The sequence below is a fragment of the Vibrio sp. 10N.247.310.24 genome (assembly GCF_041467175.1).
Taxonomy (GTDB): Bacteria; Pseudomonadota; Gammaproteobacteria; order Enterobacterales; family Vibrionaceae; genus Vibrio; species Vibrio tasmaniensis_A.
Genome location: NZ_JBFSUD010000009.1, coordinates 31,167 through 55,308 on the forward strand (window position 1 = coordinate 31,167; position 24,142 = coordinate 55,308).

At 44.8% G+C, this 24,142-nt stretch carries 20 protein-coding genes, 1 tRNA gene and 1 riboswitch; of the genes, 14 read left to right on the forward strand and 7 right to left on the reverse strand.

Going from position 1 to position 24,142, the window contains the following annotated elements; all coding sequences use genetic code 11:
• Positions 1-9: 9 nt before the first annotated feature.
• From rsxD to AB6E08_RS04505, 5 genes are all read right to left on the reverse strand, one after another.
• Positions 10-1,056 (reverse strand): electron transport complex subunit RsxD, encoded by a 1,047-nt coding sequence (rsxD, locus tag AB6E08_RS04485; RefSeq protein WP_372063807.1) that lies wholly within the window; start codon positions 1,054-1,056, stop codon positions 10-12.
• Complete coding sequence (rsxC, locus tag AB6E08_RS04490) at positions 1,056-3,872, reverse strand: electron transport complex subunit RsxC (RefSeq protein WP_372063809.1); 2,817 nt, start codon at positions 3,870-3,872, stop codon at positions 1,056-1,058. The genes rsxD and rsxC overlap by 1 nt, the downstream gene beginning before the upstream one ends.
• Positions 3,873-3,879: 7 nt before the next feature.
• Positions 3,880-4,473: an electron transport complex subunit RsxB gene (rsxB, locus tag AB6E08_RS04495; protein ID WP_004734040.1), complete on the reverse strand. Its 594-nt coding sequence runs from the start codon at positions 4,471-4,473 to the stop codon at positions 3,880-3,882.
• Positions 4,474-4,475: 2 nt separating this feature from the next.
• Positions 4,476-5,054 carry an electron transport complex subunit RsxA gene (rsxA, locus tag AB6E08_RS04500; RefSeq protein ID WP_004734039.1) on the reverse strand — a complete coding sequence of 193 codons (579 nt, stop codon included), beginning with the start codon at positions 5,052-5,054 and terminating at the stop codon, positions 4,476-4,478.
• A gap of 527 nt (positions 5,055-5,581) precedes the next feature.
• Positions 5,582-5,657 (reverse strand) — tRNA-Asn (locus AB6E08_RS04505).
• A gap of 509 nt (positions 5,658-6,166) precedes the next feature.
• Here AB6E08_RS04505 and uvrB point away from each other — a divergent pair.
• The 3 genes from uvrB to luxU all read left to right on the forward strand — a co-directional run bounded on the left by uvrB (position 6,167) and on the right by luxU (position 10,278).
• Positions 6,167-8,197, forward strand: a complete 2,031-nt coding sequence (gene uvrB, locus AB6E08_RS04510) for an excinuclease ABC subunit UvrB (RefSeq protein ID WP_017103578.1) — start codon at positions 6,167-6,169, stop codon at positions 8,195-8,197.
• Between the two features lie 323 nt (positions 8,198-8,520).
• On the forward strand, positions 8,521-9,909 hold the full coding sequence (gene luxO, locus AB6E08_RS04515) for a quorum-sensing sigma-54 dependent transcriptional regulator LuxO (RefSeq protein WP_009848645.1): 1,389 nt from the start codon (positions 8,521-8,523) through the stop codon (positions 9,907-9,909).
• 24 nt (positions 9,910-9,933) lie between these two features.
• Complete coding sequence (gene luxU / locus AB6E08_RS04520) at positions 9,934-10,278, forward strand: quorum-sensing phosphorelay protein LuxU (protein ID WP_009848644.1); 345 nt, start codon at positions 9,934-9,936, stop codon at positions 10,276-10,278.
• 76 nt (positions 10,279-10,354) lie between these two features.
• Here luxU and AB6E08_RS04525 read toward each other — a convergent pair whose 3' ends face one another.
• Positions 10,355-11,242, reverse strand: coding sequence for a YvcK family protein (locus tag AB6E08_RS04525; RefSeq protein ID WP_372063812.1), 888 nt, complete (start codon positions 11,240-11,242; stop codon positions 10,355-10,357).
• A gap of 194 nt (positions 11,243-11,436) precedes the next feature.
• A riboswitch (molybdenum cofactor riboswitch) is annotated at positions 11,437-11,589 on the forward strand.
• Here AB6E08_RS04525 and moaA point away from each other — a divergent pair.
• The 11 genes from moaA to AB6E08_RS04580 all read left to right on the forward strand — a co-directional run bounded on the left by moaA (position 11,578) and on the right by AB6E08_RS04580 (position 21,758).
• Entirely contained in the window at positions 11,578-12,567 is a 990-nt protein-coding gene (moaA, locus tag AB6E08_RS04530) for a GTP 3',8-cyclase MoaA (RefSeq protein ID WP_026012219.1), read from the forward strand. (Overlaps the previous riboswitch by 12 nt.)
• Positions 12,568-12,657: 90 nt before the next feature.
• Complete coding sequence (gene moaB / locus AB6E08_RS04535; RefSeq protein WP_017099055.1) at positions 12,658-13,170, forward strand: molybdenum cofactor biosynthesis protein B; 513 nt, start codon at positions 12,658-12,660, stop codon at positions 13,168-13,170.
• 11 nt (positions 13,171-13,181) lie between these two features.
• Positions 13,182-13,661 (forward strand): cyclic pyranopterin monophosphate synthase MoaC, encoded by a 480-nt coding sequence (gene moaC, locus AB6E08_RS04540; protein WP_004734026.1) that lies wholly within the window; start codon positions 13,182-13,184, stop codon positions 13,659-13,661.
• Positions 13,658-13,903 (forward strand): molybdopterin synthase sulfur carrier subunit, encoded by a 246-nt coding sequence (gene moaD / locus AB6E08_RS04545; protein ID WP_017085813.1) that lies wholly within the window; start codon positions 13,658-13,660, stop codon positions 13,901-13,903. Before moaC ends, moaD begins: the two co-directional genes overlap by 4 nt.
• A gap of 2 nt (positions 13,904-13,905) precedes the next feature.
• Positions 13,906-14,379, forward strand: coding sequence for a molybdopterin synthase catalytic subunit MoaE (gene moaE, locus AB6E08_RS04550; protein WP_102248946.1), 474 nt, complete (start codon positions 13,906-13,908; stop codon positions 14,377-14,379).
• 663 nt (positions 14,380-15,042) lie between these two features.
• Positions 15,043-16,674: an ABC transporter substrate-binding protein gene (locus AB6E08_RS04555; protein ID WP_372063815.1), complete on the forward strand. Its 1,632-nt coding sequence runs from the start codon at positions 15,043-15,045 to the stop codon at positions 16,672-16,674.
• A gap of 116 nt (positions 16,675-16,790) precedes the next feature.
• Positions 16,791-17,711, forward strand: coding sequence for an oligopeptide ABC transporter permease OppB (gene oppB, locus AB6E08_RS04560; RefSeq protein WP_004734022.1), 921 nt, complete (start codon positions 16,791-16,793; stop codon positions 17,709-17,711).
• Between the two features lie 15 nt (positions 17,712-17,726).
• A complete protein-coding gene (gene oppC, locus AB6E08_RS04565) occupies positions 17,727-18,629 on the forward strand; it encodes an oligopeptide ABC transporter permease OppC (RefSeq protein WP_004734021.1) in 903 nt (300 codons plus the stop codon).
• 42 nt (positions 18,630-18,671) lie between these two features.
• Positions 18,672-19,643, forward strand: coding sequence for an ABC transporter ATP-binding protein (locus AB6E08_RS04570; protein ID WP_372063817.1), 972 nt, complete (start codon positions 18,672-18,674; stop codon positions 19,641-19,643).
• Positions 19,640-20,626 carry a murein tripeptide/oligopeptide ABC transporter ATP binding protein OppF gene (gene oppF / locus AB6E08_RS04575; protein WP_004734019.1) on the forward strand — a complete coding sequence of 329 codons (987 nt, stop codon included), beginning with the start codon at positions 19,640-19,642 and terminating at the stop codon, positions 20,624-20,626. The genes AB6E08_RS04570 and oppF overlap by 4 nt, the downstream gene beginning before the upstream one ends.
• A 193-nt stretch (positions 20,627-20,819) precedes the next feature.
• Positions 20,820-21,758 carry a glutathione S-transferase family protein gene (locus tag AB6E08_RS04580; protein ID WP_029225516.1) on the forward strand — a complete coding sequence of 313 codons (939 nt, stop codon included), beginning with the start codon at positions 20,820-20,822 and terminating at the stop codon, positions 21,756-21,758.
• Positions 21,759-21,851: 93 nt separating this feature from the next.
• On the opposite strand, the gene pta is transcribed toward AB6E08_RS04580, so the two are convergent.
• Positions 21,852-24,017: a phosphate acetyltransferase gene (pta, locus tag AB6E08_RS04585; RefSeq protein ID WP_029225515.1), complete on the reverse strand. Its 2,166-nt coding sequence runs from the start codon at positions 24,015-24,017 to the stop codon at positions 21,852-21,854.
• Positions 24,018-24,142: the final 125 nt, after the last annotated feature.

The window sequence follows — 24,142 nt, forward strand, 5'->3', positions numbered from 1 at the left end:
TCTGCTTCCTTAGTGGCCGTATGTACGAGGTTTGGTGTAGTAGTCAATCAGTGGAACACACATGTTGGCTAACAATACAGCAAACGCCACGCCATCAGGGAAGCCACCCCAACTGCGGATAATAAAGACTAGCCCGCCAATCAGAGCACCAAACACCAAGCGACCTTTGACTGTTGTGGATGCTGAAACTGGGTCGGTCGCAATGAAAAATGCGCCGAGCATAGTCGCACCAGACAATAGATGAATGGTCGGTGATGCGGTCTCGCCAGGAGTGAACATCAAGAACATTAGGCTAAATAGGGTCAAGCTTCCCAGAAACGCTACTGGGATATGCCATTGAATCACGCGTTGCTTGATAAGCACTAAGCCACCAATAAGGTAAGCAAGGTTTACCCACTCCCAACCCACGCCAGCTAACCAGCTAAATTGAGGTTGAGACAGAGCTTCAGACGCTGTGTTGCCTGCCGTTAATGCGGTTTTGAAGGCATCGAGTGGCGTCGCCATAGTGGTGCCATCAATACCAAGGCGTGCTTGTTGTAAAGACAAGCCTTCATTATTGAAGCCAGTAAAGATCATCAAGAAGGAGTCCACAAAGCTCGTAGTTTCAGCGGTTAAGCTCGCGGGAGCATTCCAACTGGTCATCTGAACTGGGAACGAGATCAGCAAAACAACGTAAGCGACCATCGCTGGGTTAAATGGGTTTTGCCCAAGGCCGCCATAAAGGTGTTTTGCGATGATGATAGCGAAGAACATACCTATGACTAGAATCCACCACGGAGAGTGTGGGGGAATAGCGACACTGAGTAGCCAAGCGGTCACAACCGCACTGTAATCACGCAATGCCATCACTGGCGGGCGTTTTCTTAGCAGCATTACAGCGGCTTCAAAGGTAACAGCAAGTGCAATAGCAAATACTAACTGGATGAGCGTACCCCATCCAAAGAAGTAGGTTTGAGCTAGTAGACCTGGCAATGCACAAATAGCGACCCATTTCATGAGCTCAGGGGTGCTTCTACGATTGTGCGCGTGCGGTGAGCTGGCGATAAAGAAGGCCACTACTCTTTCTCCTCATTATTCTTTTTGTCTTGCTCTTGCTGCGCCTTTCTTGCTTTAGCACGAGCAATCGCTGCAGCAACCGCTGCTTTTTTAGGGTCGACTGGTTCTTGTTGAGTTTCAGCCTTTAATTCAACTACAGGTTCAACCACAGATTCAGGTGTTTCTGCTGATTCTTCCTGTTTCGCTTGTTGTGCCTTTCTTGCTTTAGCGCGAGCTATTGCAGCGGCAACAGCAGCTTTTTTAGGATCCACTGGTTCTGATTGGATTTCAGCTTCCACTTCTATTTCAGGAGCGATTGCTTCTGCTTCGACCTGCTTAGATTGCTGTGCTTTCTTCGCTTTGGCGCGAGCAATAGCGGCAGCGACTGCATCTTTTTTGGCATCACCAGAGCTTTCAGCTGAAGCTTCGCTTTCTGTTGGAGTAGAAGATTCCGCTTGTTGAGCTTTCTTGGCTTTAGCGCGAGCGATAGCTGCAGCAACAGCATCTTTCTTAGCGTCGCCAGTACTTGCAACTGGAGCTTCGCTTTCTGTTTGAGTAGAAGATTCCACTTGTAGAGCCTTCTTTGCTTTAGCGCGAGCAATGGCCGCAGCGACAGCATCTTTCTTGGCATCGCCGGTACTTTCAGCTGGAGCTTCGCTTTCGGTTTGAGTAGCTGATTCAGCTTGTTGAGCCTTCTTGGCTTTAGCGCGAGCAATAGCAGCAGCAACGGCGTCTTTCTTCGCGTTGCCAGAGCTTTCAGCTGGAGCTTCACTTTCGGGTTGAGTAGCTGACTCCGCTTGTTGTGCTTTCTTGGCTTTAGCGCGAGCAATAGCGGCAGCGACTGCATCTTTCTTAGCATCGCCAGAACTTTTAACCGGAGCTTCGCTTGCTGTTGGAGTAGAAGATTCCGCTTGTTGAGCCTTCTTGGCTTTAGCGCGAGCAATGGCCGCAGCGACAGCATCTTTCTTGGTATCGCCGGAACTTTCAGCTGGAGCTTCGCTTTCTGTTTGTGTAGAAGATTCAGCTTGTTGAGCCTTCTTGGCTTTAGCGCGAGCTATTGCAGCAGCAACCGCGTCTTTCTTAGCATCGCCAGAGCTTTCTGCAGGAGCATCAGTTGCTGCTTGTTGTGCCTTGCGCTCTCGAGCTTGTCGTTTACGTTCTTCACGCAGTTTCGACATTTCAGAATTGTCTGGTTCAGCGCTGTCCGCTTTCTGAGCCGCAGCTTGTTTTGCTTTTGCCTTGGCAATCGCAGCCGCAACCGCAGGTTTCACCGCTGGTTCCGCATTAGGAGCTTGGTCTGCTGTCGCTTTTTGTGCCTTAACACGCGCAATCGCCGCAGCAATTGCATCGTCACCGTCGGCTGATTTCATGTCTTTACGACGGTTGTCAGCTGCTTTCTTAAAGCGGTTTTCACGTTCTGCTTTGTCGCGCTCCATACGAGCGTTTTTCTCTTCGAAACGAATCTTGGCGCGCTCTGCTGCAGCGGCTTCATCTTTTCGAGTTTTGATCTCAGCTTTTGCTTGGCGATAGTACTGAACAAGAGGAATTTCACTTGGGCAGACAAATGCACAAGCACCGCATTCAATACAGTCTTTAATATTCAGTTCTTCACACTTATCCAACTCGTTGGCTTTCGCATGCCATTGCAGTTGTTGAGGAAGAAGTGATGCGGGGCAAGCCTCGGCACACGCGCTACAACGAATACATTCCATCTCGTAAGTGCTTGGAGAGATCTCACGACGCGTTGGCGCTAAAATACAGTTCGACGTTTTAGTGATTGGCACATTGGCATGTGGCAAGGTGAAGCCCATCATAGGGCCACCCAAAATCAAACGCGGAAGCTTTTTATCGGCTTTGTAGCCAAACTCTTCAAGTAACTCATGTACTGGTGTGCCTAATAGCGCCCAAACATTACGAGGTTGCTTAAAGGTTTTACCGGTTAATGTCACAACGCGGTTAACCACAGGTTCGCCGTCAATTACCGCTCGCTTAATCGAGTAAAGAGAGCCGACGTTCTGAACCAAAACACCAATGTCTGCAGGGATGCCGCCAGCCGGAACCTCTTTATTAGTAAGGATCTTTATCAGCTGTTTCTCACCACCTGAAGGGTATTTAGTTGGGATAACACGAATGACGATATCTTTGTCTTTCGCTGCAATCTCAAGTGCTTTTATCGCGTCTGGTTTGTTGTCTTCAATGCCGATAACCGTCAGCTTTGGTTGAAGAATGTGTTCAACCACTTCGATGCCTTTTAATACTTCGTCGGCATGTTCTTGAAGCAACTTGTCATCAGAGGTGATGTAAGGTTCACATTCCGCAGCATTGACGATCAAAATGTCGGTACGACCTAAGCCTGATTGAAGTTTCTTAGCCGTAGGGAAGCCTGCGCCGCCCATGCCTGAAATACCAGCTTGGCGAATCACATCAAGCAGTTCGTCAGAGGTCTTTGTCGAGAAATCTTCAACTGGATTTTTTTCAATCCAAGCGTCTAAGCCATCAGGTTTAATAACCACGCACACGTCGCTCAAGCCTGAAGGGTGAGCGGTGGTTCGTGGTTCGATAGCGGTAATCACACCCGATGTTGGTGCATGTACTGGCAAAGTAAAACCAGTCTCTAAGGCCGTCAGTTGCTGACCTTTGAGTACGGCATCACCGACAGCAACCAATAAGTTACCAGGCTTACCTATATGCTGTTTCACTGGAAGAACGATTTCTTCTGGGAGCCTTGCATGCACGATGTCAGTAGTATTCGACTGTTTCTTGTTTTCAGCAGGGTGCACACCGCCCGGGAAGTTCCAAATAGAGCCCGTGCGAATTTGTTCAATTAAAGAGAGCATACTAACCCTATGCCTTAGGCTCTGACGCGGTCGCATCAGTTGCTTGGTTAGTGATATCAGTAACAGGAATGATGTTCATCTGCCATTTCCAATTTTCAGTCGTTGTTGCCACTGGAATCATTTCGATACAGTCAGTAGGGCACGGTGCGACACATAGATCACAACCTGTACATTCATCTTTGATTACTGTGTGGAGTGCCTTGGTGCCACCAACAATGGCGTCAACAGGGCAGGCTTGAATACACTTGGTACAGCCGATACACATATCTTCATGAATGAAGGCAACGGTTTTTACTTTGTTATCTAAGTCATGAGCGGAGTCTTCAACTTCTACGCCCATTAAGTCTGCGAGCTTCTCAATGGTTGCTTGGCCGCCTGGAGGACACTTGTTGATCTTGTCTCCGTTCGCGATCGCCTCCGCGTATGGGCGACAACCAGGGTAGCCACACTGGCCACATTGAGTTTGCGGTAAAATAGTGTCGATTTGATCGACGATCGGATCGGCTTCAACTTTAAAACGGATAGAAGCAAAGCCCAAAATAGCGCCAAAAACAGCGGCTAAAACGGCTAGCGCAATGATCGCAATTAAAATGGTACTCATGCTTATTTCACCAACCCAGTAAAGCCCATAAATGCCAGAGACATTAGGCCAGCTGTGATCATCGCAATCGATGCGCCTTTAAATGGCATTGGAACATCAGCAACCGCAATACGTTCACGCATTGCAGCAAATAGGATCAATACAAGAGAGAAACCCACCGCTGCGCCGAAACCATAGATGATCGACTGAATGAAGTTGTGGTTTTCATTGATGTTCAAAAGTGCCACACCTAACACCGCGCAGTTGGTGGTGATAAGAGGCAGGAAGATACCCAACAGGCGATATAGAGTCGGGCTGGTTTTGTGAACGACCATTTCCGTAAATTGAACAACCACCGCGATAACCAAGATGAAACTCATGGTACGCAGGTATTCAATACCCAGAGGGGTAAGGATGTAGGTTTCTACTAGGTATGCAGATACCGACGCTAACGTTAGAACGAAAGTCGTCGCGAGGCCCATGCCAATAGCAGTCTCCAACTTCTTGGAGACGCCCATAAATGGACATAGCCCTAAAAACTTCACTAGCACAAAGTTATTGACTAGCACTGTGCCAACCAACAACAAAAGGTATTCGGTCATAATGGATTAATTCTTGAGATTCCGATCCCGATATTATCCTGTTTTGCTCACATAATAACAACCAAGGATCACTAGGGATTTAGACACTTGGTGAAAAAAAACATCAGGTAATCGATTGATTACCAAAGCTGCAGTAAGTATAGACATAGATTTTGATGGTGTGAGCGTGCAGCGGTATATCACAATGATCTTTGTCTGATCATTTGAGTACTCAGTGATTTCACTTTTGTCTTCGGCCAAAAGGTCGAAATTGGTTGAAGTAAATAGCGAACTTTTGAGTCAATTGATTGTTGCTAACTCAGGGCTGTTGCTCGGTTGCTTAGAGGGCTTTTAGGAAAGTGAGTACGCTAAAACGCAAGAAGCCGCATCGAGTGATGCGGCTTCTTTAAATTTGGCCCCCTTGTCGAGACTTAAACGCGGGCGGGTAGCACGGTCCGACGATTCGGGTGTGACATTAACTTGGAACAAGTTAGTCGCAGTTATATACGAAAAAAGCCCAATCTTTCGATTGAGCTTTTTTCTGAATTTGGCTCCCCTTGCAAGACTTGAACTTGCGACATACGGATTAACAGTCCGCCGTTCTACCAACTGAACTAAAGGGGAATTGCTTGTTAGCGACGCGAATTCTAATAAGACTCCTATTTTCTGTCAATAAAAAATCACAGAAAAAAATAAGATAAAAAACTTTACTTTCTTGAACGCCTTATCAGATTTAGCTTTGCTTTAGTTATCCACCAAAATTGTGGATAAGTATGTGCGTGAAACTTTAACAACAATAATTGGGATAAATCTGAAAATGTTAAAATCTGCGGTAACGTGATGTATTTAAAAGTTTTATATCGAAACATTACGATTGTATAACTTTTTAAGATTATAAAATAAACAGTAAAACAAGTGCTATTTTAAGATTTTTTGGGGAAAAGTAGTGGATTAAAAATCGAGTAATTTAGCTGAAGAGATCTTGCAGGGGCACGGATAATACCAAGTTCCAAAAATAAAAGCTATAACTGATATCTAATCTTAAGATGCATTTCTCTAGATAATAGTTGCAACGACACTCCTCCTAGAGTGACAATGACCTGATTAAATAAACAGTATGGAAATGGCGACCTATGAGTAAACTCTTTGACTTGGTATCGGACTACAGTCCGTCCGGTGACCAGCCGACGGCAATTACCAAATTATTAGATGGACTAGATTCTGGTTTGGCGCATCAAACTCTATTAGGGGTAACGGGCTCTGGTAAAACCTTTACCCTGGCTAACGTCATTTCCCAATCTCAAAGACCTGCAATATTGTTAGCGCCTAATAAGACTCTGGCAGCTCAACTTTATGGTGAGATGAAGTCATTCTTCCCAAATAATGCCGTTGAGTACTTCGTATCTTACTACGATTATTACCAGCCCGAAGCCTACGTACCAACCACGGATACGTTCATTGAGAAAGATGCGTCGGTGAATGCTCATATCGAGCAGATGAGACTTTCGGCGACCAAGGCCTTATTGGAGCGAAAAGACGCCATCATTGTGGCTTCTGTATCGGCTATTTATGGTCTTGGTGATCCTAAGTCGTATTTGAAAATGATGCTTCACTTGAGTCGTGGTGAGGTCATGGATCAGCGTGATATTTTGCGCCGTTTGGCGGAGCTACAATATTCAAGAAACGACGTCGCATTTGAACGAGGTCAATTCCGCGTGCGTGGTGAAGTGATTGATATCTTCCCGGCTGAATCTGACCAAGATGCCGTGCGAATTGAAATGTTCGATGATGAAGTCGATTGCATCAGCATCTTTGACCCACTAACTGGTGCGGTTAAGCAAAGAGACCTGCCTCGCTTTACGGTTTATCCAAAAACGCACTATGTAACTCCACGAGAGAAAATCCTTGAAGCGATTGAGAAGATTAAGGATGAGTTGCGTGATAGAGCTCAATATTTAAAAGACAATAATAAGCTTCTAGAAGAACAGCGTATCTCTCAAAGAACTCAGTTTGATATCGAGATGATGACCGAGCTTGGCTTCTGTTCTGGTATCGAAAACTATTCACGATACTTGAGTGGCCGTGCTGAAGGGGAAGCGCCTCCGACGTTATTTGATTACTTGCCTGATGATGGTCTGTTGATTATCGATGAGTCACACGTGACCGTGCCGCAAATTGGCGCCATGTATAAAGGTGACCGCTCTCGTAAAGAAACCTTGGTTGAATTTGGTTTCCGTCTGCCTTCGGCACTGGATAACCGTCCGATGAAGTTTGAAGAGTTTGAGTCTATAGCCCCGCAAACGATTTTTGTGTCGGCCACGCCAGGCAATTACGAAATCGAGAAATCAGATGGTGAGATTGCTGATCAAGTGGTGCGTCCTACTGGTTTGTTAGACCCAATTATTGAAGTAAGGCCTGTCGCGACTCAGGTTGATGACCTATTGTCTGAAATCAGAATACGTTCAGTGAAAGAAGAGCGTGTACTTGTCACGACGCTAACTAAGCGAATGGCAGAGGACTTAACTGAATACCTGAGTGAGCATGGCGTTAAAGTTCGTTACTTGCACTCTGATATCGATACCGTTGAACGCGTAGAAATTATCAGAGACCTACGTTTGGGCGAGTTTGACGTGTTAGTGGGCATTAACTTACTTCGAGAAGGTTTAGATATGCCGGAAGTATCGCTGGTGGCGATTCTTGATGCTGATAAAGAGGGCTTCTTACGTTCTGAACGTTCTTTGATACAGACCATTGGCCGTGCAGCTCGTAATTTGGAAGGTCGAGCAATTCTATATGGTGACTCGATTACCAAGTCGATGAGAAAGGCGATTGATGAAACCGACCGCCGTAGAGAGAAACAGCAGGCCTATAACGAAGAGCAAGGTATCACGCCGCAAGCGCTTAAACGTAATATCAAAGACATTATGGAGTTGGGTGACCTGACCAAGTCGAAACAACAGCGACAATCTAAGCAAGTTCCACTATCTAAGGTGGCAGAACCTTCTGAAAACTATGCAGTGCTGACGCCACAACAGCTCGATAAAGAGATCAGTAAACTGGAAGCGGCGATGTATCAGCATGCTCAGAATTTGGAATTTGAATTGGCGGCACAGAAGCGTGATGAAATTGAACAATTGAGAAAGCAGTTTATTTCTAATAGCTAACCTTACTTCTTACTTCTTACTTCTTACTTCTTACTTAAGGCGTTTATACCCATAAAATAAGAATTGAGAGTGCTTCAGACAAAAAAACAGCCAGTAGGAAACGTTCTACTGGCTTACGTTTGTGGACACTCCGTCCACTAACAACGTCAGTTGGCTAGGTGACCCGAAGGTCAGTTAGATAACTGCATCGTTCGTGCCAAATAGATAACACATTGATTGTTTGAAGCAAGCAAACGAACACAGTATAAATAGTGTGGTTAATTTGCATAATGCAAAGCGGAATGCGATTATAATAAGAAATGCAAATTATAAATGGCTAGGATATGCAATCAAAAACGTTAGATAACAAATCGAAGTATTTGTTAATGGTAGAAGATACCGCGTCGGTAGCAGCGTTATATCGATCGTATCTTACACCGCTCGAAATTGATATTAACATTGTTGGTACTGGCCGCGATGCAATCGAGAGTTTGAACCATCGAATCCCAGACCTCATTTTATTAGATCTACGCCTGCCCGATATGACGGGTATGGATGTACTGTTTGCTGTAAAACAAAAATATCCGGAAGTTCCCGTTATCTTCATGACTGCTCACGGCTCTATTGATACCGCAGTAGAAGCCATGCGACATGGCTCCCAAGATTTCCTTATCAAGCCGTGTGAAGCCGACCGACTTCGTATTACGGTGAACAACGCGATCCGCAAAGCCACTAAACTTAAAAATAGCTCGGAACATCCAGGAAATCAGAACTATCAAGGCTTTATTGGCAGTAGTCAAACCATGCAGCAGGTTTACCGAACGATCGATTCTGCCGCATCGAGCAAAGCCAGTATTTTCATCACAGGTGAAAGTGGTACCGGTAAAGAGGTATGTGCTGAAGCCATTCACGCTGCGAGTAAGCGTGGCGATAAGCCATTTATCGCAATTAACTGTGCAGCGATTCCTAAAGATTTGATTGAGAGTGAATTGTTTGGTCACGTTAAAGGGGCCTTTACTGGAGCGGCAACGGATCGACAAGGCGCAGCTGAACTTGCAGATGGTGGAACCCTGTTCCTCGATGAATTGTGCGAAATGGACTTAGAGCTGCAAACTAAGCTACTCCGCTTCATTCAAACTGGTACCTTTCAAAAAGTCGGCTCTTCGAAGATGAAGAGTGTGGATGTTCGTTTCGTATGTGCAACGAACCGCGACCCTTGGAAAGAAGTTCAAGAAGGTCGCTTTAGAGAAGATTTATACTACCGTTTATATGTGATTCCACTGCATTTGCCGCCATTGCGTGAGCGTGGTGAAGATGTCATCGAAATTGCATATTCATTGCTGGGTTATATGTCTGTCGAAGAAGGCAAGGCGTTCGTACGTTTTGCTGAAGAAGTACTCGATCGCTTTAATCAATATGAGTGGCCGGGGAACGTTCGTCAGTTACAAAATGTGTTGCGAAATGTAGTGGTACTGAATAATGGTAAAGAGATTACTCTCAATATGCTTCCACCGCCATTGAACCAACCAATTGAAAACAGTCTCCGTTTAAAAGAGAAGCAGAACGAAGACATCACGGTAAAAGATATTTTCCCATTGTGGATCACTGAGAAAACGGCTATCGAACAGGCCATCAAAGCGTGTGACGGTAACGTTCCTCGTGCGGCAGGTTTCTTGGATGTCAGTCCATCGACGATATACCGAAAATTGCAAACATGGAATGCGAAGCAGTAATCACCAAATAATAAGAAAAGAGCAATGATGATAATATTAAATCAGCAAAAAGTTGATGAGCTTGCCGGTGAAATAGGGCAAGAGAATGTCCCAGTGTTACTGGAAATATTTTTAGGTGAACTGAAGGGATACTACGAACATTTGGAGCTAAATAAAGAGTCAGACACATCTAAGTATTTAGCGGATATTAGCCATGCACTTAAGAGTAGTGCTGCGAGCTTTGGTGCGGACTCTTTGTGTAGTTTCGCGATTAGCCTAGATGCAAAAGTGAAACAAGCGCTGCCAATGACAGAGGTCGACTTTCAAGGTATGCAGGATATTTTGTTATCCACCTACCAAGAGTACCAGCAGTTAATGACAGAGCTCTAAAGTGGTCAGTCATCAATGAACTTAAAAAGGAGCATCGTGCTCCTTTTTGTTTGGTAAATAGATTCAGAAAACCGAGTTAAATCAACTGTTCCCTAATCGCTTGTTGGAGTTTTAAACGGTCGTGTCGCCAATCTCGGTTAGGAGAGGCAAGATCAGTGGTCACACAATTCCATTGCCCTTCTAATTCAGGGTGTGGTTCATTGCCCAGTACAATGTCTATCTTTCTTGCCTTACAGGTACGTTCACACCACTCCAATTGTTCTTGAAGCGTCATTTTTCCTGCAGGGCCGTGCTCTGGCGAAAGGTTTTCAACGAAGATAACTTTTGCCTTGGTATTTTCCGCGATTGCTTTGCCAATTTCTGGCAGTAGCAGCGGGGGCATCACACTGGTTAAAAAGCTTCCTGGTCCAAGGACAATGCAGTCTGCTTGCTCAACTGCAGCAACAGCTTCTTTGGTTGCAGGTACTTCTGGAGATAAGTCCATCATGCGCAGCTTTTCTGTCATGTCATCAACGTTAGTTTCGCCAGTTACCCAACGACCGTCCATTGATAAAGCCGTGAGATCGGAAGGGTGCTCAGTCATCGGGACGATATTGACATCGACCTTGAGCATATTTCGAATTAGGTTAATTGCTTCCAATGGGCGAACGGAAAGGTTGTCTAGTGCCGTTAGCATTAGGTTACCTAAGTTGTGACCATCGAGTTCACCTTGACCGCGAAAGCGATATTCAAACATCATCGAACTGATCGAAGGTTCTGTGATTAATTGGTTGATACAGTTACGAGTATCTCCCCAAGCAATACCACCTTGGCAGTCTCGAATTCTTCCGGTGGAACCACCGTTATCTGTTGTTGCAACAATGCCAGTCGCATTGCTACCAAAGTCTTTTAATGCAGCTAGCATACGACCTAAGCCATGGCCTCCACCGATTGCTACGACTTTCTTTGAAGAGTAAATATTCATTTTTTGTTCTTGTTAGATTATTACCAACTATAATTTAGGTTAAATGCTTCTCGTCAGATACTCAACAAGAGTTATTTTGAGGGTTTGATACGTTTTTTTTGCCGATGTGACCCGTTTTTTGTCATCAGAGCTAGATTCACGTACAAATATTAAGTATTTTATTACTCAGCTACTGTGCGTGTGAATATAACGTGCAGTTGCCATAACTCCGAGCTCTCGCATGCTAAGTCGCACAGTGGTATTTGCTGTACCGATACGCATCAAGAGCCAGTGACATGTTGTCACAAGGGCTTAATTGGAAATGATTATGCCTCCCGTGTTTGGAAAGGTGTTCCGTGGCGCAACAATTCGAAGATAGATTCCATCGCAAGTTTTATTACTTGCGCTTGTCGGTTACAGACGTCTGTAACTTTAAATGTACTTACTGCTTGCCAGATGGTTATAAACCGTCAGGGCAAAAAAACTCGTCTTTTTTAAGTGTTCCCGAGATCAAACGTATTGTGAAAGCGTTTGCAGATTGTGGCACCTCTAAGATCCGCATTACTGGCGGAGAGCCGAGCCTGCGTAAAGACTTTCCTGAAATCATACATACTGTTGCTTCTACTCCAGGCATCGAAAAAGTAGCCACGACAACGAATGGCTACCGCATGGAGAAACAAGTAGGGCAATGGCGTGATGCTGGTTTAACCCATATAAACGTGAGCGTGGATAGCTTAGATTCGCGCATGTTCCATCAGATCACTGGTGAGAATAAGTTTACAGAGGTTATGCGAGGCATTGATAAAGCGTTTGAGGTTGGCTTTGAACAAGTCAAAGTCAACGTCGTATTGATGAAAGACCTCAATAGTCAGGAATTACCAGCCTTCCTTAATTGGATCAAAGACAAACCTATTCAATTACGTTTTATCGAGCTGATGAAAACCGGCGAGATGGACGAGTTGTTCGATAAACACCATGTGTCTGGCGTTGCGATCCGCAACCAGCTTATTGCTAATGGTTGGCTGTTAAAAGTCAAAGCCGTTAATGATGGCCCCGCGCAAGTGTTTGTCCACCCAGACTACAAGGGTGAAATCGGTTTGATCATGCCTTACGAGAAAGACTTTTGTGAGAGTTGTAACCGACTGCGTGTTTCTGCGACCGGTAAACTTCACTTATGTCTGTTTGGCGACCATGGTGTTGAACTGAGAGATCTGATTCAAGAGGATCAACAAGAGCAAGAGCTCATTGATCGAATTCAGGCTCAGCTTCAAACCAAGTCCGTTAGCCACTTCTTACACGATGGCAACAGTGGCATGACTCCAAACTTGGCGTCAATCGGCGGTTAACCCGCTATATACTCTAAAGCATTTTATCGCTCAGCTTCTTTAAGCCGGGCGAATAAGTCTAATCATCGAAAAATTTATATAGGTGAACAAATGGGTCACGCAGAAAGCAAATTTCAAGCAGCAAACATCGCAGTACTAACCGTTTCAGATACTCGTACAGAAGAAAATGACACGTCAGGTGGTTACCTAGCTGAGCATGCTAAAGAAGCAGGCCACAACGTGGTTGATAAGCAAATCGTTATCGATGACATGTACAAGATCCGTGCGATCGTATCTCAGTGGATTGCTGACGAAAGCGTTCAAGCGATTATAATCACTGGTGGTACGGGCTTCACCTCTCGTGACAGCACGCCTGAAGCACTTAAGCCACTGTTCGACAAAGAAGTAGAAGGCTTTGGTGAGCTTTTCCGCCAAGTGTCTTACGAAGAGATTGGTACATCAACGATTCAATCTCGTGCGATTGCGGGTTTTGCTAACCACACGGTTATCTTTGCGATGCCAGGTTCTACAGGTGCGTGCCGTACAGGTTGGACTAAGATCATCAAGCAACAGATGGATGCGAGTCACCGTCCTTGCAATTTCATGCCACATCTTTCTGTATAGGTGGATTGAGCATGAGCCAATTTACACACATTAACGCGTCTGGCGAAGCGAACATGGTCGATGTATCGGCTAAAGCAGAGACAGTACGTGAGGCGAGAGCAGAGGCTTTCGTTCAAATGTCAGCAGAAACGCTAGAGCTGATTGTTTCTGGCAGCCACCATAAAGGTGATGTTTTCGCAACGGCACGTATTGCTGGTATCCAAGCAGCGAAGAAGACGTGGGACTTGATTCCACTGTGTCACCCTTTGCTACTGACTAAAGTAGAAGTACAACTTGAAGCCATTGAGTCTGAAAACAAGGTTCGTATCGAATCGGTATGTAAGCTTGCTGGTAAGACAGGCGTAGAAATGGAAGCGCTAACGGCTGCTTCTGTTGCTGCACTGACGATTTACGATATGTGTAAAGCTGTTCAGAAAGACATTGTTATCGAGAACGTACGTCTGCTAGAGAAGACAGGTGGTAAATCAGGTCACTTCAAGGTGGAATCATGATTACGGTACTTTTCTTTGCACAAACTCGTGAACTTGTCGGTGTTGATAGCCTAGAGGTCGATGCGCAATACAATACTATTGAAGCGATTCGTAGCCACCTTGTAACACAAGAAGGCAAATGGGATATCGCATTGGAAGAGGGCAAGCTGCTGGCAGCACTCAACCAATCAATTGTACCTTTGACGACTGAAGTGAAAGACGGCGACGAAGTGGCTTTCTTCCCACCAGTTACTGGAGGTTAACCATGAATGACTCTCGAGTTATTGATCCAAGAGTATTAGTGACTGCTGAAGACTTTTCTGTGGGTGACGAATACGATTATCTAGCTCAAGGTACGGCTGCGGGAGCGGTTGTGACGTTTGTAGGTAAAGTTCGCGACATGAACCTTGGCGACAACGTGATTGGTTTGTCTCTAGAACATTATCCGGGTATGACAGAGAAGTCTCTGAGTGAGATCTGTGACCAAGCTGAAGCGCGCTGGCCTATCCAGAAGATGCGAGTGATTCACCGCGTTGGTGACCTAGATATCGGTGACCAGATTGTTTACGTTGGTGTATCCAGTGCACATCGTGGCGCTGCCTTCGAAGCGTGTGAGTTTGTTATGGACTTTCTGAAAACCAAAGCGCCGTTTTGGAAAAAAGAACGTACTACTGAGGCGACTCGTTGGGTTGACTCTCGAGACTCCGACGCGAAAGCAGCGGAGCGTTGGAAGAAGTAATCCACTCCATAGCGTGTTTCGATCTTAACGTGAAAGCGTATTTCAGATTGGGACGTAGATAGTAAGAAAGCCGACGTTTGACGTCGGTTTTTTTGTGCGTGCTACAAAGTGATTTATAAATAAAAGGTTCTTTAATAAATGGTTAAGCAGTCAAGTTGCATATGAATTCAACGCGTGATTTAGTCTGTCTTGGTGCATTTCCAAATCTGTTTTGGTGCAGTGCTTTATGCTGTTTTGTATAAAGTGATAATCCTCACAAATAGTGCAGTCTATTTAGGGGATATGTGATGTGCAATTAGATTTCATGTGGCATTAATGTTAATTTGCCGACAGTGTTCTAGCATAAGATGCTAAATAAAAGTATCAATTCAGATACATCAACACTAAAGGCTGTTTTTTAATTAATTCCTATGTGTAATTAACTATTCATTAGGTTTTTATTAGAGATTTACACTGTGACCTTGAGTAATTCGGAGAATTATCCGATTTTTTGCGACTTGTTTATGGCAAATTACTTCAATGGTTGATAGTGTGTGCCTCAATCTTTGTAAGGTTTTAGATTTTTATGCTTAAATTTTGAGCTAAATAAATCTAAATCACTGCCGTTCAGTGAACTTAGCAAAGAAGTCATGGATGCAATACGTAAAACTTGGAGTTTATTAAATGTACAAGAATAAAATCACTCAGGCCCTTCTTCTAGGTGCTGGTTTGGCAGTGGCTGCCACTTCTACTCTTTCTATCGCTGCTGAAGTTCCAGCAGGCACAGAACTAGCAAAAGTTCAGGAACTTGTTCGCGGTAACGGTACTGAAGTTGCGACTATCGACCCACACAAATCTCAAGGTGTACCAGAATCTCACGTAATTCGTGATCTTCTAGAAGGTCTAGTGAACCAAGATGGCGAAGGTAATACAATCCCAGGTGTAGCCGAAAGCTGGGAAACGACGGACAACAAAACATTCACTTTCCACCTACGTAAAGATGCAAAATGGTCTAACGGCGATCCTGTAACAGCTGAAGATTTCGTTTACAGCTGGCAACGTGCAGTCGATCCTGCCACTGCTTCTCCATATGCTTGGTACATGGAATATACCAAGATGGTGAACGCGAAAGACATCGTAGCGGGTAAGAAAGACAAGAGTGAGCTAGGCGTTAAAGCTGTAGATGCGAACACACTTGTTATTGAATTAGAAACAGCGGTGCCATACTTCGTAATGATGATGGGCCACACAACAGTTAAGCCAGTACATAAAGCAACTGTTGAAAAGTACGGTGACCAATGGACTAAGCCAGATCACTTTGTTGGTAATGGTGCATTTGCTGTTGATAAATGGGTTGTTAACGAACGCCTAGTACTTAAGCGTAACGACCAATACTGGAACAATGATAAGACTGTTCTAAACAAAGTAACGTTCCTGCCAATCGAAAACCAAGTAGCGGAAATGAACCGTTTCCTATCTGGTGAAATCGACTTCACAAACGAACTTCCAGTAGAGCATTTCAAGCGTCTTAAGAAAGAACACGCGGAAGATGTATCTGTAGCGGGTAACCTATGTACTTACTACTACATCTTTAACACTAAGAAAGCACCATTTGATGATGTTCGTGTACGTAAGGCTATCTCTTACGCAATTGACCGTAATATCGTGACTGGCGCTATCTTAGCGCAAGGTCAAAAACCAGCATATTTCCTGACGCCTGAAATCACAGCTGGCTTTAACCCTGAACTTCCTGCTTACGGCAAGATGTCTCAAAAAGAACGTAATGCTGAAGCGGCGCGCCTTCTTGAAGAAGCGGGTTACGGTAAAGACAATCCACTTAACTTCAACCTACTTTACAACACTTCTGAGAACCATAAGAAGATTGCTGTAGCGCTGGGTTCTATGTGGAAGAAAACTCTAGGCCTTAAAGTAACGCTTGAAAACCAAGAGTGGAAAACTTACCTATCTTCTAAAGATTCAGGTGATTTCGAAGTAGCACGTGCTGGTTGGTGTGGTGACTACAACGAAGCGTCGTCATTCCTAACGCTAATGAAGAGTAACAACACTACCGGTGGTGTTCACTACGATAGCGCTGAGTACGACCAAATCATTGATAAAGCACTTAACTCTACATCAGCAGAAGAGCGTGAAGCACTTTACCTAGAAGCTGAGGCGTTAATGGCTAAAGACATGCCTATCGCACCTATCTACCAATACGTGAAATCACGTCTACTAAATCCGCACGTTGGTGGCTTCCCTACTAACAACGCGGAAGATAAGATCTTCTCGAAAGACTTATACATCAAAGCTCAATAATAAGAGCTTAGATTCTAAAAAGTTAATATAACTATAACGATACAGACACTACATGCGCAGGGCGCGCATGTAGCGTCTTTCTAATTTTAATTGTCACAGACTGAAAGAGTGAGTTTATGCTTAAATTCATTATGAAAAGGATATTTGAAGCGATTCCAACCATGTTGGTGTTGATCACTATATCTTTCTTTCTCATGCGTTTCGCACCGGGTAACCCGTTTTCAAGCGAGCGTCCATTACCGCCAGAAGTTATGGCTAACATCGAAGCTAAATATGGCTTAGATAAACCTGTATTTGAACAGTACACCACGTACTTGACCAACATCCTTCAGGGTGACTTTGGTCCATCTTTTAAATACCAAGATTACACAGTAAATGAGCTGATTGCTGTTGCACTTCCAGTATCTGCGAAGGTAGGTTTTGTTGCCTTTATCTTCACATTATTGATGGGGGTAACGGTCGGAACCATTGCCGCCTTGAAGCACAACACCTGGATCGACTACACCATAATGTCGACCGCCATGCTCGGGGTGGTGATGCCATCCTTCGTGTTGGCACCAGCGCTTATCTACCTATTCTCTCTACACTGGCATATATTTCCAGCAGGTGGTTGGCACGGTGGTACGTACATGTACATCGTCCTACCCGTTATCGCGATGTCTCTTTTATACGTAGCAACCTTTGCTCGTATCACTCGCGGTAGCATGATTGAAACCCTAAACAGTAACTTTATCCGTACCGCTCGAGCTAAAGGTCTAAGTTACCGTTATATCGTTCTTAAACATGCGCTTAAGCCAGCAATGCTACCTGTTGTTTCATACATGGGGCCTGCGTTTGTAGGTATCATTACAGGTTCAGTTGTTGTTGAAACCATCTTCGGCCTACCGGGTATTGGTAAGCTGTTTGTTAATGCTGCGTTTAACCGTGATTATTCGTTAGTAATGGGTGTAACCATTTTGATTGGTTTCCTATTCATCTTGTTCAACGCAATCGTTGATATTTTACTAGCGCTTATTGACCCGAAAATTCGCTACTAGCAGGGACGCATGGTTATGTTGAAGAAAAAAGAAAACTTAGAAGCGATCGAAAAATTCTCTGAGAGTTTGGAAATTGAAGGTCGTAGCTTGTGGCAGGATGCGCGTATTCGTTTTATGCGCAACAAAGCCGCAATGATCAGTCTGTTCATTCTAATTGTTATGGTGCTATCGGTAATCTTCTTACCTATGTTGGCACAGCATGCTTACGATGATACTGACTGGTACGCAATGCACGTAGGCCCAAATGCTGATCACTGGTTTGGTACCGACAGTTTAGGCCGTGACCTATACGTTCGTACGATGATTGGTGGCCGTATTTCTCTTATGGTTGGTGTGATGGGCGCATTCGTAGCGGTACTGATAGGTACGCTTTACGGTGCGGCTTCAGGCTTCATTGGCGGTCGCACTGACCGAGTGATGATGCGTATCCTAGAGATCCTATACGCAGTGCCATTCATGTTCCTAGTTATCGTACTGGTGACATTCTTTGGTCGTAATATCGTACTTATCTTCGTTGCTATCGGTGCGATTGCTTGGCTCGATATGGCGCGTATTGTACGTGGCCAAACATTGAGTTTACGTAGTAAAGAGTTCATTGAGGCTGCTCACGTATGTGGTGTCAGTAAATGGAAAATCATTACACGTCATATCGTACCGAACGTATTGGGTATTGTTGCGGTTTACTCAACGCTACTTATTCCAAGCATGATCCTTACTGAATCATTCTTATCTTTCCTTGGTCTTGGTGTTCAAGAGCCTATGACAAGTTGGGGCGCGCTGTTACAAGAAGGCTCGCAAACAATGGAAGTTGCTATTTGGCAACTGGCATTCCCAGCGGCATTCATGGTAGTTACGCTGTTCTGCTTTAACTACGTAGGTGATGGTCTGCGCGACGCGCTTGATCCAAAAGACAGATAAAGAAATAGCAATTAAAAGCTATAAAAGATTAAGGAAGCAATAATGAGCTTATTAGATGTCAAAGATCTGCGCGTCGAATTTACCACGCAAGATGGTATCGTAACCGCAGTAAACGACCTGAACTTCTCACTCAATCAAGGCGAAACGCTGGGTATTGTTGGTGAGTCGGGTTCGGGTAAATCTCAAACGGTATTTGCACTGATGGGACTGCTGGCTAAGAACGGCATCATCTCAGGCAGTGCAAAGTTTGAAGGTAATGAGATTCTCAATCTACCTGAGAAAGCACTGAACAAAGTTCGCGCTGAACAGATCGCGATGATCTTCCAAGATCCAATGACGTCACTGAATCCTTACATGAAAGTATGTGATCAGTTGATGGAAGTGCTTATGCTGCATAAAGGCATGGGCAAAGCGGAAGCGTTCGAAGAATCAGTACGCATGCTGGAAGCGGTGAAAATCCCTGAGGCACGTAAACGTATTACCATGTATCCACACGAATTTTCTGGCGGTATGCGTCAACGTGTGATGATTGCAATGGCTTTGCTATGTCGTCCAAAACTACTGATTGCTGATGAACCAACAACGGCGTTGGATGTAACCATTCAAGCGCAAATTATGGAATTGCTGAACGAGCTTAAAGATGAGTTCAATACAGCAATCATCATGATCACCCATGATTTGGGTGTAGTTGCCGGTTCTTGTGACAAAGTACTAGTGATGTACGCTGGCCGTACCATGGAATACGGCACAGTAGATGAAATATTCTATGAGCCTAGCCACCCTTATGCGGAAGGCCTGCTTAAAGCAATTCCTCGTTTGGATACCGAAGGTGAAATTCTGCCGACGATTCCAGGTAACCCACCTAACTTACTTCGCCTGCCAACAGGCTGTCCTTACCAAGATCGTTGTCATCGGGTAATGGACCGTTGTAAGCAAGAAGCACCAATTTTGCAGCCATTTGCGAAAGATCGTCAGCGTGCTTGTTTTTCTGATTGGGAGGCTTGGACAAAATGAGTAAAGAATTACTATTAGATATTAAAAACCTTAAGGTTCACTTTAGCATTGCGGCTAAGTCTGCTTGGCCTTGGGCGAAACCATCAAACCTTAAAGCGGTTGATGGTGTGGATGTTCACCTTTACGAAGGTGAGACTCTGGGGGTAGTAGGGGAGTCTGGCTGTGGTAAGTCAACATTTGCACGCGCAATTATTGGCTTAGTTGAGGCAACTGAAGGCGAAGTTATGTGGTTAGGTCAAGACCTGACTAAGATGCAGGAAGTTAAGCGTCGTGAGACTCGTAAAGAGATTCAGATGATCTTCCAAGACCCACTAGCATCGCTTAACCCACGTATGTCAGTTGGAGACATCATTGCTGAACCTCTACAAACTTTCTATCCAGAGCTTTCTAAACAGGAAGTGAAAGATCGAGTTAAGGAGATGATGGCAAAGGTTGGTTTACTACCCAACGTGATCAACCGTTACCCACATGAATTCTCTGGTGGTCAGTGTCAACGTATCGGTATCGCGCGTGCACTTATCTTGAAGCCTAAGATGATCATCTGTGATGAGCCGGTTTCTGCTCTGGATGTTTCTATCCAAGCTCAAGTAGTTAACCTTCTTATGGAACTACAGAAAGAGTTGGGTTTGTCTTTGGTATTCATCGCGCACGATTTGTCGGTTGTGAAACACATTTCTGACCGTGTCTTGGTGATGTACTTAGGTAATGCTGTTGAGCTAGGTGAATCAGATGCCTTGTTCTCAGATCCTAAACACCCATATACCAAAGCATTGATGTCTGCAGTTCCAATTCCAGACCCTCGCTTAGAGCGCAGCAAAACGATTCAGATGTTGGAAGGTGATTTACCATCGCCAATCAACCCACCATCAGGTTGTGTGTTCCGTACTCGTTGCCCTGAAGCAACTGAGGCCTGCGCGCAAACCAAGCCAACCATTCAAGGCGATGACGTACACGCAGTATCTTGCTTGCACGTACAAGTCTAGAACCCGTTTGATACGGTTCAGCCTGTGACAGGCTTAAGCGCAACTTTTTATAGGTTGCGCTTTTTTTATGCTTACGTATTCGAGCACCTTCACCTTCATCAAATTATTTGAACAACTAAGCCAACTTCTTCTAGTTTTGAAAAAGTTGGCTTTTTTTATAATAGAGAAAAGTTTGGATGACAGAGGTTTGGATATGGGTAAGTTAGTTGAAGGTGTTTGGCATGACGTTTGGTATGACACCAAAGAAAGCGGTGGCAAGTTTGTTCGCGAAGATGCAGGCTTTCGTCACTGGATAGAGAACAAAGCCGGTGCACAATTTCAGCCGGAAAGCGGTCGTTATCACTTATACGTATCATTGGCTTGCCCCTGGGCGCACCGAACTTTAATCTTCCGTGAACTTAAAGATCTAACCGATCATATTGACGTGACGGTAGTCTGCCCTGACATGATGAGTGAAGGGTGGCAAATGGGGCTACCTGAACCTCTATTCGGCCATACTCGTATGCATCAAATTTACACTCAAGCCAAACCTGATTACTCAGGTCGAGTGACGGTTCCAGTATTATGGGACAAGAAAACCAATACCATCGTGAGTAACGAGTCCTCTGAAATTATCCGCATGTTCAACTCAGAATTTAATGAGTTAACAGGCAACACGGATGATTACTATCCGTGGGAATTGGCTAAGAAGGTTGATGAGTGGAACGAGTATATCTATCCAAGCATCAATAACGGCGTTTATCGTACTGGCTTTGCAACGACACAAGAAGCTTATGAAGAAGCGTATGACGCGTTATTTGAGGCGTTAGACAAAGTAGATGCACATCTTAGTGAACATCGTTATCTAGCGGGTAACGAGATTACAGAGGCAGATTGGCGCTTGTTTACCACTCTGGTTCGATTCGATGCGGTGTATGTTGGTCACTTTAAGTGTAACAAGCAGCGAATTTCAGACTACGTCCATATTCAGGGCTACTTAAAAGAGCTCTACCAGGTCGAAGGCATTAAAGAGACGACCGATTTTTATCACATCAAGCGCCACTATTATTACAGCCATACAGGTATAAACCCAACCCAAGTTGTGCCGAAAGGACCTGCGCTAGACTTAGAATCAGTCCATGGGCGAGGTTAGATTAATCTTAAGAGCATCAAGTAACCTTAAGCGTTAGATATAAAAAAACCCTAGATAAGAATCTAGGGTTTTTTGCTTTCTACAAAAGAAAAATTAGTTAATTACTTTTTCTTCAGCTTGAGCTGCTTGGTCTGCTTGGATAGCCGTTAGAGCTACTGTGTAAACGATATCGTCTACTAGAGCGCCACGAGACAAGTCATTTACTGGCTTGCGCATACCTTGAAGCATTGGACCGATAGACACTAGATCTGCTGAACGCTGTACCGCTTTGTAAGTCGTGTTACCCGTGTTTAGGTCTGGGAATACGAATACTGTCGCTTTACCTGCAACTGGAGAGTTAGGCGCTTTAGAAGCGGCTACGTTTTCCATGATTGCTGCGTCGTACTGAAGAGGACCGTCGATCACTAGATCAGGACGTTTCGCTTGAGCAAGTTTGGTTGCTTCACGCACTTTATCTACGTCTGCACCTTTACCAGATTCACCAGTAGAGTAAGAGATCATAGCAACGCGTGGGTCGATACCGAATGCCGCAGCAGAATCTGCAGATTGGATAGCGATTTCAGCAAGCTGTTCAGCTGTTGGATCTGGGTTGATCGCACAGTCACCGTATACAAGCACTTGATCAGGCAGAAGCATGAAGAAGATTGAAGATACGATAGAAGCATCAGGAGCAGTCTTGATGATCTGGAACGGAGGAACGATTGTGTTCGCCGTTGTGTGAACAGCACCAGAAACTAGGCCGTCAACTTCACCAGCTTCAAGCATCATAGTGCCTAGGAATACTGAATCTTCTAGCTTCTCACGAGCAACAACTTCAGTCATACCCTTAGCGCCACGAAGTTCTACTAGACGAGCTACGTAGTTTTCGCGAACTGAAGCAGAATCGATGATCTCAACGCCAGCGCCTAGCTCAACACCTTGCTGTGCAGCAACGCGACGGATTTCTTCAGGGTTACCAAGAAGTACACATGTTGCGATACCGCGTTCAGCACAGATAGATGCAGCTTTAACAGTACGTGGCTCATCACCTTCAGGAAGAACGATGCGCTTAGCCGCTTTACGAGCGAATTCTGTTAACTGGTAACGGAATGCTGGTGGGCTTAAACGGCGAATACCTTGAGTGCCTTCAGATAGAGAATCAATCCAAGGGCCATCAATGTGGCTTGCAACGTGATCGTTAACGAACTCGATACGCTCTTTATCGTCTGCAGGTACTTCTAGGTTGAAGCTCTGTAGGTTAAGAGACGTCTGCCAAGTATTACCTTGCGCCTTAAAGATCGGTAGACCTGAAGCGAATGCAGGTGCACAAAGGTTAGCAATACTTTCTGGAATGTCGTAACCGCCAGTCAGTAGGATTGCGCCAATCTCAACACCGTTTTTCGCAGCAAGAGCCGCAGCAACGATAACGTCAGGACGGTCTGCAGAAGTTACTAGCAGTGAACCTGGTTTGAAGTGCTCAATCATGTGCGGTAGAGAACGTGCACAGAAAGTGATGCTCTTAATACGACGAGTTGAGATTTCACCTTCGTTAACGATTTCAGCGTTAAGGTGCTTAGCCATATCAACCGCACGAGTTGCGATTAGGTCGATGCTCCATGGCACACAGCCAAGAACACGGATAGGGCTAGAGTTGAAGATTTGCATTACTTCAAGGTTCGCTTGCTGAGCGCTGTCTGCATCATCAAAGATTTCAGATAGGTCAGGGCGAGTACGACCAGCTTCATCAACAGGAGCGTTAAGCTTGTTGATGATTACGCCTTTGATATTCTTGTTCTTAGTACCGCCGAAGTTAGAACATGCTACTTCGATACGCTCTTTAAGTTGCGTAGGGTTGTCAGTACCAGGAGTCGCAACGAATACGATCTCTGCGCCAAGCGTTTTTGCGATTTCTGCGTTCACTTGGTTTGCAAACGGGTGCTTACGAGTAGGGACTAGGCCCTCGATTAGCGTTACTTCAGCGTCTTTGTTGATTTTGTTGTATTGCTCAACAACAGATTCAAGAAGCTCATCCGTTTTCTCGCTACCGATCAAAGCTTCAGCTTTTGTCATTGCGATTGGCTCACCAATCTTAATGTCGCTGTTCGCGCTGATGATAGTAGAGGTTAAATCTGGCTGGTTACCACCGCTACGAGGTTGAGCGATTGGCTTGTAGAAAGAAACACTTACGCCCTTACGCTCCATAGCGCGAAGAACACCCATGCTAACACTAGTAAGACCAACACCAGCGCTTGTAGGGATAAGCATAATAGTACGTGACATTGACGAACACCTTTGACTATTGGAAATAAAAAAGCTCAACCGCTATTCCCACCGATAAACATATAGGGGTAGGAATAAAAGTTGAGCCCCATTTTCTTAGATAAAAATCTGACTAGCGTCGAGTG